Genomic DNA, 14,102 nt, shown 5'->3' on the forward strand with positions numbered 1-14,102 from the left:
GATGCGAGCGGATGTGAACAGCGACTATTTCCTGCTTGATGATGAACTGACACCCAAGGAGCGGGGGCTGCGGGACACGGTCCGTTCCTACGTGGAATCGGACATCCTTCCGGTCATCAATGACTACTGGGAACGCGCGGAATTCCCTACCGAGGTGTTACCGGGGCTGGTCCGACTCGGGATTATCGGCGGCACGATCGAGGGATACGGCTGCCCGGGCTTGAGCCGCAGGGCGGCCGGAATCGTTGCCCGCGAGATAGCGCGCGGGGACGGTTCCATCAATACTTTCATCGGCGTTCATTCGTCCTTGGCCATGGGCGCGATCAATATGCTCGGCAATGAGGCCCAGCGCCAGCGCTGGCTGCCCTCCATGGCAATCCTGTCGAAAATCGGCGCGTTCGCGCTCACCGAACCGCTGCATGGCTCGGATTCGGTGGCCCTGGAAACCAGCGCCCGCCGGGAGGGTGACAGCTATGTCCTCAACGGACACAAGCGGTGGATCGGCAACGGATACATGGCTGACGTCGTCATCGTGTTCGCCCGCGATGATGCCGACGCCAAGGTGAAGGCGTTCGTGCTGGAAAGGGGCGACGACGGCGAGCACCCGGCCGGTTACCGGCCCACCGTGATCACGGGCAAGATCGGCAAGCGTGCAATACAGCAGGCTGACATTGTCCTCGACGGCGTGAGGGTCCCGGCCGAAAACCGGCTGGAGAACTGTGACTCATTCAAGGATGTCACCCGGGTTCTCACCGCGACTCGGGGCGGGGCCGCGTGGGAGGCGATGGGCCACGGCATGGCCGCCTACCAGATTGCCGCCCGTTATGCCCTGGAGCGGGAGCAGTTCGGCCGGCCGATCGGTTCGTTCCAGTTGGTGCAGAACAAGCTCGCCAACATGCTCAGCGAGCTGACAGCCATGCAGTTGATGTGCCACCGGATGGCCGAGCTTGCCGAAACCGGCCGGTTGACCAGCCCGATGGCTTCCATGGTGAAGATGTCCACGGCGCAGAAAGCCAAGTGGATATGCGCCGAGGCCCGCGACGTGCTGGCCGGCAACGGCATCCTGCTCGAACGGCATGTGGCCCGGCACATGACGGACATGGATGTCGTCAGCACCTACGAGGGAACTGACTCCATTCAATCCCTGCTGGTCGGCCGGGACATCACCGGCATCTCCGCATTCAAATAAGTACCTACAGAGGGGTCAGGGACATCATGACCGAACCAGCACACCGGATCGTCGCCGTCGACATCGTTGACGGCGTCGCACGAATCACCATGAACCACGGCCGGGTAAACGCATTAGGCCGGGAGTTGCGCGGGGCACTGAGCGATGCGCTCGAAAGGCTCGCCGGGGATCCAGCCGTCACTGCTGTCCTTTTGCTCGGCCAGCCCCAAGCATTCTCGGCCGGGGCGGACATCACCGAATTCAACAGCCCCGAATTTGGCACCCCCGGACGCGACAGCCGGCCCGCCGAACCGGATCTCGGGGAGCTGGTGGCGTTGGTCGAAGAGTTCCCGAAACCTGTCATCGCAGGAATCACCGGCGTAGCCTTGGGCGGGGGCCTGGAGCTGGCGATGGCCGCCCACGCCCGGATCGCCGCGCCGACGGCGCGCCTCGGCCTGCCGGAGATCACCCTTGGATTGCTGCCCGGAGCCGGCGGAACGGGGCGCCTGCCCCGCCTGGTTGGACCGGAACGTGCCCTGGAAATGATCCTCACCGGCAAACAAGTATCCGCCTCCGAAGCGCTCCGGGACGGCCTGGTCGATGCGCTGATCGACGATCCAGGCTCGCCGAAGACCGTGCGCTGGGCTGCCGATTTCGTGGCCACGCGCACAGCGGAGCGGACCCGTGACCGGGCCGGCAGAATTGCTGAGGCCGCGGCCACACCCGGGACCGTGAGGCGCCTGTCTGCGGACGCGCTGCGCAAGGCCAAGGACCCTTATGCTGCCCAGGCCGCGATTGAGGCTATGGCGACCAGTATCGAACAGTCGTTTGACCGCGGAGCGGACGTTGAGCGGACGAAGTTCGAGGAACGACTCAAGAGCCCTGAATCGGCAGCCCAGCGCCACCTCTTTACCGCTGAGCGGGCAGCGCGCAAACCCACTGATCTCAGTCCGGACGCGGCGAGGACCGTCCGGCGTGCAGGCGTCATCGGTGCCGGGACCATGGGCGGCGGGATCGCCATGGCCCTGGCAGGGGCGGCCATCCCCGTCACCGTTGTGGAGGCGGAACGAACCGCACTGGACCGCGGCCTGGCACAGATCGAGAAGAACCTTGCCATCTCGGTCTCCCGCGGCAGCCGGACCCAAGACGACGCAGCACGCCTGAAGTCGCTGATCACGGGCAGCCTGGACTACGCGGACCTCGCCGACGCCGACCTTGTCATTGAGGCAGCCTTCGAGGACCTGCAGGTCAAGCAGGAAATCTTCGCAACTCTGGACCGTCACGTGCGCCCCGACTGCGTCCTCGCCTCCAACACCTCCTACCTGAGCATCGACGGGATTGCAGCAGAAACGCGCCTTCCCGGCCGAATGCTGGGTCTGCACTTTTTCAGCCCGGCGAACGTGATGCCGCTGGTTGAGGTGGTCCGCGGAGCAGCGACCGACGCTGCGACGCTCGCCACAGGTTTCGCCACCGCCCGCCGGATGGGGAAGGCGCCCGTGGTCGTTCGTGTCTGCCATGGTTTCGTCGGGAACCGGATGCTTGAGGTGCGTTCGTTGCAGGCCGAGCAGCTGCTGCTCGAGGGTGCACTGCCGGGCCAGGTGGACAGACTCCTGAAAGGCTTCGGCTTCCGGATGGGGCCGTTTGAGATGGGTGACATGGCGGGTCTGGATATCGGTTGGCGGAGCCGCAAGGCCGAGGGTCGGACCGCGCCGACCGCGGACGCGCTGTGTGAGGCCGGGCGGTTCGGGCAGAAGACCGGTGCGGGCTACTACGCGTACGCGGGCCGGGAAAGGCGTGATGATCCCGAGGTTGAGCAGCTCATCCTGGACATCTCACGGAACCTTGGCATATCCCGCCGGGAAATTTCAGACCGCGAAATCCTCGAACGGTTGCTCTTTCCAATGATCAACGAAGGCGCACGCATCCTCGATGAGGGAATCGCGGAGCGGGCTGGTGACATCGACGTCATCTGGGCCAAAGGCTACAACTGGCCCGCATACCGGGGCGGGCCCATGTGGTACGCCGGCCACGTCGGTACAGGCTACGTCGCGGACCGCCTGAGATTCTACGCGGAGCAGACCGCAGATGTAACGTTGCTGCCCGCTGGGTTCTTGGCCGAAGCCGCCCACGATGTGGGTTCGGCCGCGGGCCTGCGGGGATGACGACAGCTGTGGATGGACGAACCGCCCGCGCCCGGCGGACCCTCAGGATTATCAGTGACGCCCATATCGGGCTGATCAACGACGGGGAACTCAAACCGTCCGCCAAGCAGATCGCGGCCCGTGCAGGGGTCTCTGTCCGTGCGCTGTGGGACCACTACAAGGACATGGAAGCCCTCATGGCCAACACGGCCGCCCGCCAACTCACCGAACAGGACGAGGCTTTCAAGCCGGTGCCAGCGGGGCTGCCTCTCGCGGAACGTGTCGCGGCATACAGCTTGCAGCGCGCTGCGGTCCTGGAGGCCATCGCACCGCTTGCCCGTGCCGCCGATCTGCAGCGTCCGTTCTCCGCGGCGTTGCAACAGAACTTGCAGGAGAACCTTAAGCGGATCAGGAACGACGTCGAACGGTTGTTCGAAGTTGAACTGGCCGGGCTGGACCCGGCACGCCGAACGCGCATGGTCCTGTCGATCTGCGCGGCCGCGGACTGGGCGACCTGGAAGCTGCTGAGGGACTCCCTGGGGCAGTCCGTGGAACAGGCACGGGCTGTCGTCGAAAACACGTTGACCGCATTGCTCGATGGTCCGACAATCGGGCCCGACAACACGAGAAAGCAGAACCCATGACCGCTTTATCGCTCGCCTCCATTCTCGCCGAATCGGCCCGCAAATACCCGGACAAGACCGCCGTCATAAGCGGCGGCCAGTCGTACACCTATTCGCGGCTGTGGCAGCACGCCCGCAGCTACGCCGGGCAGCTCCGGCAAGCCGGAATCGGACCGGGCGACGTCGTGGCGCTCATGTCCCCGAACGTCGTAGAGTTCCCCACCGCCTACTATGGCGTGCAGGCTGCCGGCGGAGTCGTGGTCCCCGTGCACCTGCTGCTGACGGTCGAGGAAGTCATCCATGTGCTCCGCGACAGCGGCGCCAAAATCCTCGTCTGCCACGCCGCGTTCCTCGCAATCGGGCGGCAGGCGGCCGAGGAGACCGGAATCCCGGTGCTGCTCGTGGGCCCCGTGCCCGAGGGAGAAGACAACGTGTCCCGCCTCCGCTCCGATGGCGACCGCGAATTGGGCAGCTACGTTACCCGGGAGGCGGAGGATCCGGCTGTCATCTTCTACACCTCCGGCACAACGGGCCGGCCCAAAGGCGCCGTCCTGACGCACCTGAACATGGTCATGAACGCGACCGTATCGGCCGTGGACGCCAACGACGTGCGTACCAGCGACATCGCACTCGGTTGCCTTCCGCTGTTCCACGTCTTCGGACAAACAGCCAGCATGAACGCACTGTTCCGGCTCGGCGGCACTCTCGTTCTGTTGCCACGGTTCACCGGCGAGGCAGCGCTGGAACTGATGGCCGCCCACGATGTGAACGTCTTCCACGGCGTCCCCACCATGTACATGCAGCTGCTTAGCGCCGCCGAAGGCAGACCTGAACTGCCGTCACTGCGGCTGTGCGTCTCTGGGGGCGCAGCGCTGCCCCTGGCCGTCATGGAAAAGTTCAATTCCACGTTCAACGCCACCATCTATGAAGGCTACGGACTGTCCGAAACATCCCCGGTGGTCAGCACCAATACCCCGCACTCAGGCGTCCGGCCCGGAAGCGTCGGACAGGCCATCTGGGGTGTGGAGGTCCAGATCGGCGATCACCGGGTACCCGAACGAGTGGTTCCCGTGCCAACCGGTGAGCTCGGAGAGATCTTGGTCCGCGGCCACAACGTCTTCGCCGGCTACCTCAACAACCCGCAAGCCACGCAGCAAGCAATGGTGGAGGGCTGGTTCCGTACCGGGGACCTCGGAACCATGGACGAGGACGGGTTCATCTATGTAGTCGACCGGACCAAGGACGTCATCATCCGCTCGGGCTACAACGTCTACCCGCGGGAGGTCGAAGAGGTCCTCTCCCGTCACCCCGCGATCGCCCAGGTCGCCGTCATCGGCATCCCGGACGAGTTGCGGGGCGAGGAAGTGTGCGCGGTCGTTGTCCTGGATCCTGCCCACGCGGACAACGCACCCAGCGCGCAGGACATCATCGACTGGAGCCAAGAGCACCTTGCCAAATACAAATACCCCCGCCACATCCGGTTCGTCGGCGAGTTTCCTTTGGGCCCCAGCCACAAAGTGCTCAAAAGGGAACTGCGCCGGACTGTGGGCCTCGGCGAACAAAACCAGGCCTGAAGGACCGCAGCCACACCCGCCTTGAAGCCGGAGCGTCGGGCGCTTGAGGAACTTTGGGAAGAAACCGGCCTGGGTGGGGCAAATCTCCTCGATCTCAGGGCTGGAACTGTTCAGCGGCTCAGCACCGTTTCGCCTGCGGCCTTCGGTCGGGCGTGCTGATGAGTATCCTGCCTTCACGCGGGCCTTGCCGGGCGTCCGACGTTTGGAGTTCTTGGGGCATGAAGCGGCCGCCCGATATGGAACTGGCACCCTGAAGAACCGATCGCTCGCCACTCCGCAAGAAGTCTTGAAAAGCGTTTCACTGAAAAGCTATGTGTTCGCGTGCTGGAATGGCACGATAGCGGTTGTCAGGAGACTGATCATTCATTTGGGGGATGTTGGGGATCCATGGGGCAGGACAGCCAGGATAGCGACACGAGCACGTCAGCAACGCGGCCACTTAGGGCTGGTTTGGATGCCTGAGGAGCGGCTTGGCTTCCGGCGCCATCAGAGTGTTTTGCCGGGGCGGCTGGGACACTGGCTGCTGGTTTTGATCGGACTCGAAGCCGGGGTGGCCGTGTCGATCAGTGTTCCTCATCTCTTTGGGGATGAACCGTGGATGGTTTTTGACGATTCCTCGTGGGTTCTGTACCTTCTGGCGCTGGCACTCATTCCCGTCGTCCTCTGGGCGGCCTGGGCTCTCGTGCGCCAGCAGCAGCGGGAGCGGGGTGAAGCATTCCGAATGGCACGGCTGATCGATACGATGTCGACCGCGAGCCGGGAATGGTTGTGGGCTACCGGGCCAGACGGGCGGTTTATCTTTTGCAGTCCGGCGTGCCGGGATTTGACCGGGTATGATTCTGCCGAGCTGGTGGGCCTGCACTTCAGCCTGGTGATTGCTGGTGATGACTTGGCCGCGGCGGTGCGAGATAGGGTTGCCAGTGAGTCTGAGGACGGCTCATGGTCCGGCCTTGAATCAGTTTGCCGGCGGAAGAATGGCACCACCGTTGTTGTAGAGGTTTCCGGCAGCCCGTTGCGCGACAGCGCGGGGAACGCTGTTGGATTCGAAGGATCGGCCAGGGCCGTGGCACCTCATGTCGTGGCAGCGACGAAAGTCCGGGGGCGGGTCGAAGCTATGATCGCGGATCATGCACTGCTGACTGCATTCCAGCCCATCAGGTCGTTGGATTCCGGATCCGTTATCGGTGCCGAGGCGCTCAGCCGTTTTCTTAGCTCACCGGGAAATTCTCCGGAAGCGTGGTTTGCGGAGGCTGAGTCCGTCGGGCTGGGACTGGAACTGGAAATAGCTGCCTTGGAAACGGCACTGTCCGCGGCCCGGGGTGTTCCCCCGTTCGTGTATGTGGCGTTCAATGTCTCACCCGGTCTTTGCCTTGACCCGAGACTGGTGCAGTTACTCTCAGGTGCCGGGGTCCCTGCGCGGCGAATCGTGCTGGAGGTGACTGAGCGCCATCCCGTGTTGGACTACGGACCGCTCGCCGCAGCTCTGTCCGGACTGCGTCGGGACGGGATAGGCATAGCGGTGGATGATGCCGGTGCCGGGTTCGCGTCCATGCGCCATATCCTGCAGCTCAAGCCTGACGTGATCAAACTAGACCGAAATATTATCGCTGGCATCGACTCGGACCTTGGCCAGCGGGCACTCGGAGCGGCGATGGTCGGATTCGCCACCCAGATCGGTGCCGTGCTGGTCGCCGAAGGCATCGAAACCTTCCAGGAGTTAGAGGCTGCCGCGGATCTGGGCATGAGTGCAGGCCAAGGGTTCCTGCTGGGTCGACCCACCGTCAGGCCCGAGGACTGGACCAGCTGGCGCGAAAAACCGGCCCTGAAGGGACGGCCTTGGCGTGCCAACGAAGCAGCCGACGGATGAAGCAGAAGGTGCTGCCGGCTTTCCTGAAGTGCCGGCATTTGACTAGGCGGTTTTCAGTCCTGCGCCTCTGGATTCCGGGCGTTGGGTGTGTGCATACTGGTTTTCCGGGCGACCCGGATCTGGGGTTTGGGAGCAATTTTGGACACTGCAACGCTGCGCGTCGCCTTCGGAGCGATCGCATTGACGCTGTTTCTGCTTTTTTATGGAGTCATATACCGCCGGACCCGCGCTCCCTACAGTGGGTGGTGGTCCTTGGCGCTGCTCCTGTTCCCCTTTGGCGCGGCCGGATACCTCTTGGACGGTACCACCCAACAGGTTTGGGCGAACCCTGCGGCGAACTCACTTTTGGTCGCAGGCGCAGCCAGTGTCTGGGCAGCGGCACGTTCCCTCAGCAAGGCCTCACCCAAACGGTGGCTGATCCTGCCTGGCCCGGCCGTCACAGCGGTGGCATCCGCGTTGGATCATCCGGCCTCAAACGACTGGGCCGGGGGACCGGTATTCCTTGGCCTGATGTGCGTGTTGTTCGCTCTTGCGTATCGTGAGGTGCGCTCACCGCCGGCAGAGTACGCACACATCCAAGTGCCCTTGGCGATTGCGGCAGGGTTCTTGGCCGCCTACTATTTGGGCCGCTGGGCCGCGTTCCTGGCAGAGGGGCCCCACGGCGCGGTGTTCGTCCAGTTTTTCGGTTCCCAGCCAACGACGTTCATCACCATGTTGCTCCTTGTCGTCGCTTCCTTCAGCATGGCCGCGCTCAACAACGAAGAGGTGGCAAAAGACCTGCGGATCCGGGCCAACAGGGATCCACTGACGGGGCTCCTCAACAGAGCCGGGTTCCTCGATCTGGCGGCCGGGCAAATACAGCGGACCAACCGGTTGGGACGCCCGGCCTCACTCATCCTGGCAGATCTTGACCACTTCAAAACAGTCAACGACACGTATGGGCATCCGGCCGGGGACCTGGTCCTTCAGGCGTTTGCCGCGGCCTGTAACGCCGAAGTCCGCTCTGGTGATCTCGTCGGGCGGTTCGGTGGTGAGGAATTTATTATCCTCCTGCCAGGAACTGGTATCGACACCGCCAAAACCATCGCAACACGGATAAGCCGCACCCTTCAGGCAACAGATACAGACTCCCGGCACCCGACGGTCAGCTACGGGATAGCCTCCGCCGGAACAGGCACTGCCCGGCTTGAGGCGATGATAGAGGCCGCGGACGCCGCCCTTTACCGTGCTAAATCCCAAGGCCGAGACCGCGTCGTCCATGCAGCGGACTGAGGCACGTATGGGCGCGGAGCACCTGAAGGCATCGGAATGCGCACTGTTTCGGGCATCCTCGAATTACCCGTCGTCCGTCAGTTCACGCTGGATAGCATCAATAGTGCCCAGAACGCGGAGGCCGTGCGGCAGCAGGAAACCGACCCGGTGTCATCGATCACCTGAGATCCTAGGACCCGCCGCGCTCATCAGGTTCAATAGGCAGTACCAATAAGCAGAGGGGGAGCCCATGGGCCTAATTTTCCGTAAAACCATCAAGCTCGGCAAGAAGACCCGCCTGAACGTTTCCAAATCGGGCGTCTCCGCATCCCGCAAGGCGGGACCGCTTACCGTCAACAGCCGCGGACGGATCACTATCCGTCTCGGCAAAGGCCTCACCTGGCGCCTCTAGCAGTATCCTCTGCGGATCACCGTGCCCGCTCGGGGACGTGTGCAGCTTTAGCCCACCTGGCCGGCGGCCAGAGGGCTTCCACCGGAGGCTTTGGACTGCCGCTCGAATCTCCGATAGAAGGCTGCAGCCGAGTGTCCGACCAGTCACCCGATCAAGCAGGCCTGTCTCCGTTCGAATCCTGTCATCCCGACGTTAGGGCGTGAACGCTGTCTGCGGATCAAGCCCGGCCGCTTCCAGGATGGCGGTGGCGAGCGCGACGGCGTCGACGGTGCGGTACTTCACCGCGCCGTCATTCCGTCGGACTGGTCGATCTGGATGCATGGCAGGTCATCCTTGATGATCGGCCGCCACATGGTGAGGGTATCCTCCGGAATCGTCGCGCTGGCAAGGGTGTCAACGATAAAATCCTCGGCTGCCATTTGTAGTCCGTTTCCTCGTCTGAAAATGGAGAACAGTGTAAGCACCATGGCCCCGGGGGAGTCGCGCACTTCACGTTGCAGCGATGGGGCTGAAAACAGACGTGCTACGCCGGTGCGCAATAACGTCGACCCAAAGCCGAGGTGGGAAAACCATACATTTCGAAATCGTGTCCCTCAGGCAAGCGGCGCAGCCTGCTAACTGCGGATCTTGTGCTCTCAGGCTGTGGCAAGGTCCGGGTGTTGGTGTGCTGCCACGTTCGGGTGCGCCCTAAGTCGGTAGCGGAGGGCGTTGTCCCCGTAGGTTTCAAGGATGGGGCTGTTGGTCGGGTCAACGGACAGGCCGCGGGCCTTGGTGTGGAATTCCGGGTTCATGGCGAGTTGGGGCATGCGCGCGTCCAGTGCGGGGTTGTAGAAGAAGGGCAGGGAGATTCTGTCGGTGCCGCGCGCGGGCGAGATGACGCGGTGAAGGGTTGCTTTGAGGTAGCCGTTGGTGGCGAGTTCCAGCATTTCACCGATGTTGACGACGAACGTTCCAGGTACTTGTGGTGCGTCGATCCACTGCCCCTGGTATTCGACCTGGAGGCCGCCTTTGCCCGGTTCAACGAGGAGTAGTGTCAGCACGCCGCCGTCGCGATGGGACCCCACCCCCTGTTTCGGTTCATCGCCGGATTCTCCTGGGTATCGGACGATTTTGAGCATCGGAAAGGCCTTGTCCCCGAACGCTGCGTCGAAGCTGTCCTCAGGTGCTCCGAGGGACACGGCAAGCGCCCGTAGGAGGTTCATAGAGATGGCAGCGAGCCGCTCGGTCCACTCGGAGACGATGTCCTGCATCTCGGGCAGCGCCGTCGGCCAAAGGTTGGGTCCTTCCAGGAGCCTGTAGCGGGGAACACCGGGTCCCGGTTCCACGGCACCGCGTTCGACGCCGATGTCGATTTGCTCGCGCCAGTCGACGGCGCGGTCGGTGATCTCAGCGCCCATACGGGTGTACCCGCGGAATTGAGGGCTGTGGATGTTCTCGACCTCAAGCTTTTGTTCCTCGGGCAGGTTGAAGAACCGGCGGGAGATATCGAGCATGGAGTCGGTGAGTTCTTGGGGGACGCCGTGCCCGGCGAGGTAGAGGAAGCCCACATTGTGCATGGCATCGCGGAGATCGTCCCGGAACCGGGAGGCTTCCTCTGGCCCTGCGCTCAAGCGGGAGTAGTCCAGAACGGGCAGTGATTCGAGTGACAAGGTCCTATAGTCCTTTGCAGCGAATTTCGGAAGAATATGTCGCGGTTGCTACCAACATTACGCCCGGCCGTTCAGGGGGTCTTGTTTACATGTCGAAATATGTCAATCCAAAGGGTATTCAGCTGGTCATGCCCTGTTGCGCTACGGCTTTCCCCCGTCTCAGCCGGAGACAGCGGCAGCTCTTACGCCTGGCCACCCGTACCTGGCTCCACGCAAACTTCCATTGCTGGGACCGCTTACGGACAGCTATTCTTCGAGTGTGGAATCGACCGTGGCAAGTTAGTTCTTTCCCACCCGCCGACGTACCCAGCCCGGCGTTTTGCGCGGCATGATTGCCGCCGTCAGGGGTCACCCGTGCCGCTTACCGAACGCATGGTCTCCGCCCGATGGGCGATGCGTTTCTCTGCAGAATCGTGAGGAGATCACCGTGTTCGTAAGAGTCCTTGTTCAGGCGTTTGAAGCCGTTCCCAACGCCTGCGGCACCTGACTGCACGCGTCAGAGGGCCGGTGCGGTTCTCGATCCTTCCCGCAGGCGTTTCCCATCCTGAGAGGTCAACGGGAAGCTACTGAGTTCCTGTCAATATATTCACGCTCAGTAATGAAGCCACGTTCGTTGCGTCGAATCTGACGCCTTGGTTTTCCCTTACGGATCCTGACCTGTCACGGCCAGTCGCATCAAAGGACCAATCATGCAACGCATCTTTTCCTCACGGCCCCTCGCGCTACTGGCGAGCTTATCCCTTGCAGTCGCAGGATCCGTCCTGAGCCTGCCCGTGGAAGCCCCGGCCGCCGCAGCAGCAGCACCTCTGGCCACGGACCGGATTGTCAGCACGCACCAGAGCACGCCTTCGACAAAAATCGTCTCGCCCGCCTTCACTACGAGCCAGGCGAACGAGCTCCTTATCGCCTTCGTCATGTCGGACGGCCCTCGTTCCACGGGCGAGTCTGTCTCATCGGTCGTGGGTGGCGGCCTCTCTTGGCGGTTGCGCGAGCGGACCAACGCCCGGCCTGGCACTGCGGAGATTTGGCAGGCCGTCGCGCCGACGTACTGACGAACGTCACGGTCACGGCCACTTACGCGGGCTCGTACCAGTCGTCGATGACTGTTGTCACATTCGTCGGCGCGGATTTGGCCACCGACGGCGCCGTCGGAACAGGGAGTGCCGTTACGGGGGCGCCCAGCGCTTCCCTGACCACTACGCGGGCGGGCTCATGGGTCTGGGGAGCGGGAAACGACTGGGACAAAGCGATCGCCCGGACAGTCGGCGTCGGACAGACAAAGGTCGATGAGTACCTCTCAAGCCAAGGCGATACATACTGGGTCCAGCGCCAAAGCACAACGACGACGGCGGCACCTCCTGCCGCCGTGGCGATCAATGACACAGCACCCACAACCGACCAGTGGAACCTCTCCCTCATAGAAATTCTTCCGGCCTCGCCCGCAACAGGTGACACGACAGCGCCACAGATCTCTGCCGTCTCTGCCGGCACGCCCAGTTCCAGCGGGGCAACCATCACCTGGACCACCGACGAAGCTTCCAGCTCGCAAGTGGAATACGGCACAACCACGGCATATGGCCAGAGCACGGTTCAGAATTCCACGCTACAGACCACGCACTCGCAGGCACTGTCAGGGCTTTCGGCCGGCACGCTGTACCACTACAGGGTGAAATCGGCCGACGTGGCAGGCAATCTTGCCGTCTCGGGCGACGCGACGTTTACCACAGCGAACGGGTCCAGCACGGACCCGTCAGTGGTCGGCTCGTGGGGCCCTGTCGTTCCATGGCCGGAGGTGTCCATTCACGCGGCACTGACACCTACCGGCAAGGTTCTCACCTGGCAGGGCGACTTTTCCCAAGGCGGCCAGCAGTACCTGCTCGATCCCGTGACAGGCAGCTACACCCAAGTACCGAGCGCAGCCGCCGATCTCTTCTGCGCAGGGCAAGCGGTCCTGTCGGACGGCCGCATCCTCGTCGTAGGAGGGACGGCGACACAAGGTGGACTGGGTATCCGCGATGTAACTGCCTTCGACCCGGCCACGGAAACCTGGCAGACCCTGGCGCCCATGAATCACCCACGGTGGTACCCGACAGCGACGACGTTGGCCGACGGACGCGTCCTGGTGACCTCGGGTTCCAACACCAGCTCGACAGACATCGTGCCCGTCCCGGAAGTCTATTCACCCACAATGAACTCGTGGACCGACCTGACTGGCGCGAGCCGGAGTATCCCGTATTACCCCTTTATGTATCAACTGGGCGACGGCAGTATCCTCCAGGCGGGAGCGTCCGAACAAGCCACCTCGAGCCTGGACCTCAATGTGTCCACGCAGCAATGGGCCACCGTGGACTCCCGCGTCCTGGACGGTGCCTCGATCGCGAACTACGCGCCGGGCAAATTCATCAAAGCCGGATCCGCCTCGGATGGGGGATTCACGGGGCAGTCCACTAATACCGCCTACACCTTGGACATGAACGGGCTAAACCCGGCATGGCAGGCGGCAGCCCCCATGGCGTTTCCCCGGAGCTTCGTGAACTTGACGAACCTTCCGGATGGCACAGTCCTTGCGACGGGAGGCGGAACCGACAAATCGGGTCAGGATGTCACCAAAGCTGTGATGCAGGCCGAGGTCTGGCAACCGGCCACGGGAGCGTGGAGCACTGTGGCGTCGATGTCAGCTCCCCGCCTGTACCACTCGGTGGCCGTCTTGCTTCCGGACGGTCGGGTCTTCGTATCCGGCAGCGGCGGGGACGCCGGGGTTGCGGACCAGAAAAGCTATCAGATCTACTCCCCGCCGTACCTCTTCAAAGGCCCGCGGCCGAGTATCTCCAACGTACCGGGCAGCGCCCAGTACGGTTCGACGGCGTTCATAGGAACACCTGACGCGACCCGGATCCAATCCGTATCCCTGATCAAGACGGGATCCGTGACCCACGCCTTCGACCAGAACGCGCGGGCCATGAGCCTGAGTTTCTCGCAAGCCTCCGGTGGTCTCAACGTACAGATGCCCGTCAACGGCAACTACGCCCCTCCGGGGTATTACCTGCTCTCGATCGTTGATGCCAATGGTGTTCCGTCCACAGCCGGCATGATCCGGTTGTCGGCGCCCAGCCAGGACACAACCCCGCCAACGGCGCCGGTGGGTCTGGCGGCCTCAGCATCTGCAGGACAGATCGCCTTGACGTGGACGGCCAGCACGGACAACGTGGGAGTCACCTCGTACCGGGTCTCTCGCGACGGAACCGCGATTGGGACCTCGCCGTCGACCAACTACACCGACAGTCCGTGGTCGCCGGTACGACCTACACCTACACGGTCACCGCTCTCGACGCGGCAGGCAATGTCAGCCCGCCGTCGAACACCGCCACGGCGCAAGCCGTCCCAATGGAATCACGATCGATAAGATCGTTTCCGCCC

General features: G+C 63.2%; 12 protein-coding genes. 10 read left to right on the forward strand and 2 right to left on the reverse strand.

Going from position 1 to position 14,102, the window contains the following annotated elements; translation table 11 throughout:
* The first annotated feature begins 1 nt into the window (after position 1).
* The 8 genes from SB659_RS05425 (at position 2) to SB659_RS05460 (ending at position 9,036) form a co-directional block, all read left to right on the forward strand.
* Positions 2-1,189, forward strand: coding sequence for an acyl-CoA dehydrogenase family protein (locus tag SB659_RS05425; protein ID WP_284976703.1), 1,188 nt, complete (start codon positions 2-4; stop codon positions 1,187-1,189).
* 26 nt (positions 1,190-1,215) lie between these two features.
* Complete coding sequence (locus tag SB659_RS05430; protein WP_410549737.1) at positions 1,216-3,330, forward strand: 3-hydroxyacyl-CoA dehydrogenase NAD-binding domain-containing protein; 2,115 nt, start codon at positions 1,216-1,218, stop codon at positions 3,328-3,330.
* 8 nt (positions 3,331-3,338) lie between these two features.
* The gene (locus tag SB659_RS05435) at positions 3,339-3,953 is read left to right on the forward strand and encodes a TetR/AcrR family transcriptional regulator (RefSeq protein ID WP_284976701.1); all 615 of its coding nucleotides are present in this window, start codon (positions 3,339-3,341) and stop codon (positions 3,951-3,953) included.
* Positions 3,950-5,506 carry a long-chain-fatty-acid--CoA ligase gene (locus SB659_RS05440; protein ID WP_410549738.1) on the forward strand — a complete coding sequence of 519 codons (1,557 nt, stop codon included), beginning with the start codon at positions 3,950-3,952 and terminating at the stop codon, positions 5,504-5,506. The genes SB659_RS05435 and SB659_RS05440 overlap by 4 nt, the downstream gene beginning before the upstream one ends.
* Before the next feature lie 454 nt (positions 5,507-5,960).
* Positions 5,961-7,373, forward strand: a complete 1,413-nt coding sequence (locus SB659_RS05445; RefSeq protein WP_410549739.1) for an EAL domain-containing protein — start codon at positions 5,961-5,963, stop codon at positions 7,371-7,373.
* Positions 7,374-7,511: 138 nt separating this feature from the next.
* Positions 7,512-8,645 carry a GGDEF domain-containing protein gene (locus SB659_RS05450; RefSeq protein ID WP_350224863.1) on the forward strand — a complete coding sequence of 378 codons (1,134 nt, stop codon included), beginning with the start codon at positions 7,512-7,514 and terminating at the stop codon, positions 8,643-8,645.
* A 36-nt stretch (positions 8,646-8,681) separates the two neighbouring features.
* Positions 8,682-8,810, forward strand: coding sequence for a hypothetical protein (locus tag SB659_RS05455; protein WP_284978488.1), 129 nt, complete (start codon positions 8,682-8,684; stop codon positions 8,808-8,810).
* A 64-nt stretch (positions 8,811-8,874) separates the two neighbouring features.
* Complete coding sequence (locus tag SB659_RS05460) at positions 8,875-9,036, forward strand: DUF4236 domain-containing protein (protein WP_284978487.1); 162 nt, start codon at positions 8,875-8,877, stop codon at positions 9,034-9,036.
* Between the two features lie 192 nt (positions 9,037-9,228).
* Here the strand turns inward: SB659_RS05460 and SB659_RS05465 are convergent, their stop codons facing one another.
* Together SB659_RS05465 and SB659_RS05470 are read right to left on the reverse strand one after the other, a co-directional pair.
* The gene (locus tag SB659_RS05465) at positions 9,229-9,357 is read right to left on the reverse strand and encodes a hypothetical protein (protein ID WP_410549740.1); all 129 of its coding nucleotides are present in this window, start codon (positions 9,355-9,357) and stop codon (positions 9,229-9,231) included.
* A gap of 314 nt (positions 9,358-9,671) precedes the next feature.
* Complete coding sequence (locus SB659_RS05470) at positions 9,672-10,685, reverse strand: isopenicillin N synthase family dioxygenase (protein WP_410549741.1); 1,014 nt, start codon at positions 10,683-10,685, stop codon at positions 9,672-9,674.
* 689 nt (positions 10,686-11,374) lie between these two features.
* On the opposite strand from SB659_RS05470, the gene SB659_RS05475 reads away from it, so the two are divergent.
* A complete protein-coding gene (locus SB659_RS05475) occupies positions 11,375-11,737 on the forward strand; it encodes a hypothetical protein (protein ID WP_284978484.1) in 363 nt (120 codons plus the stop codon).
* A 47-nt stretch (positions 11,738-11,784) separates the two neighbouring features.
* A complete protein-coding gene (locus SB659_RS05480; protein WP_410549742.1) occupies positions 11,785-14,088 on the forward strand; it encodes a galactose oxidase-like domain-containing protein in 2,304 nt (767 codons plus the stop codon).
* Positions 14,089-14,102: the final 14 nt, after the last annotated feature.

This window comes from Arthrobacter sp. SIMBA_036 (assembly GCF_046535135.1).
Classification (GTDB): Bacteria; Actinomycetota; Actinomycetes; order Actinomycetales; family Micrococcaceae; genus Arthrobacter.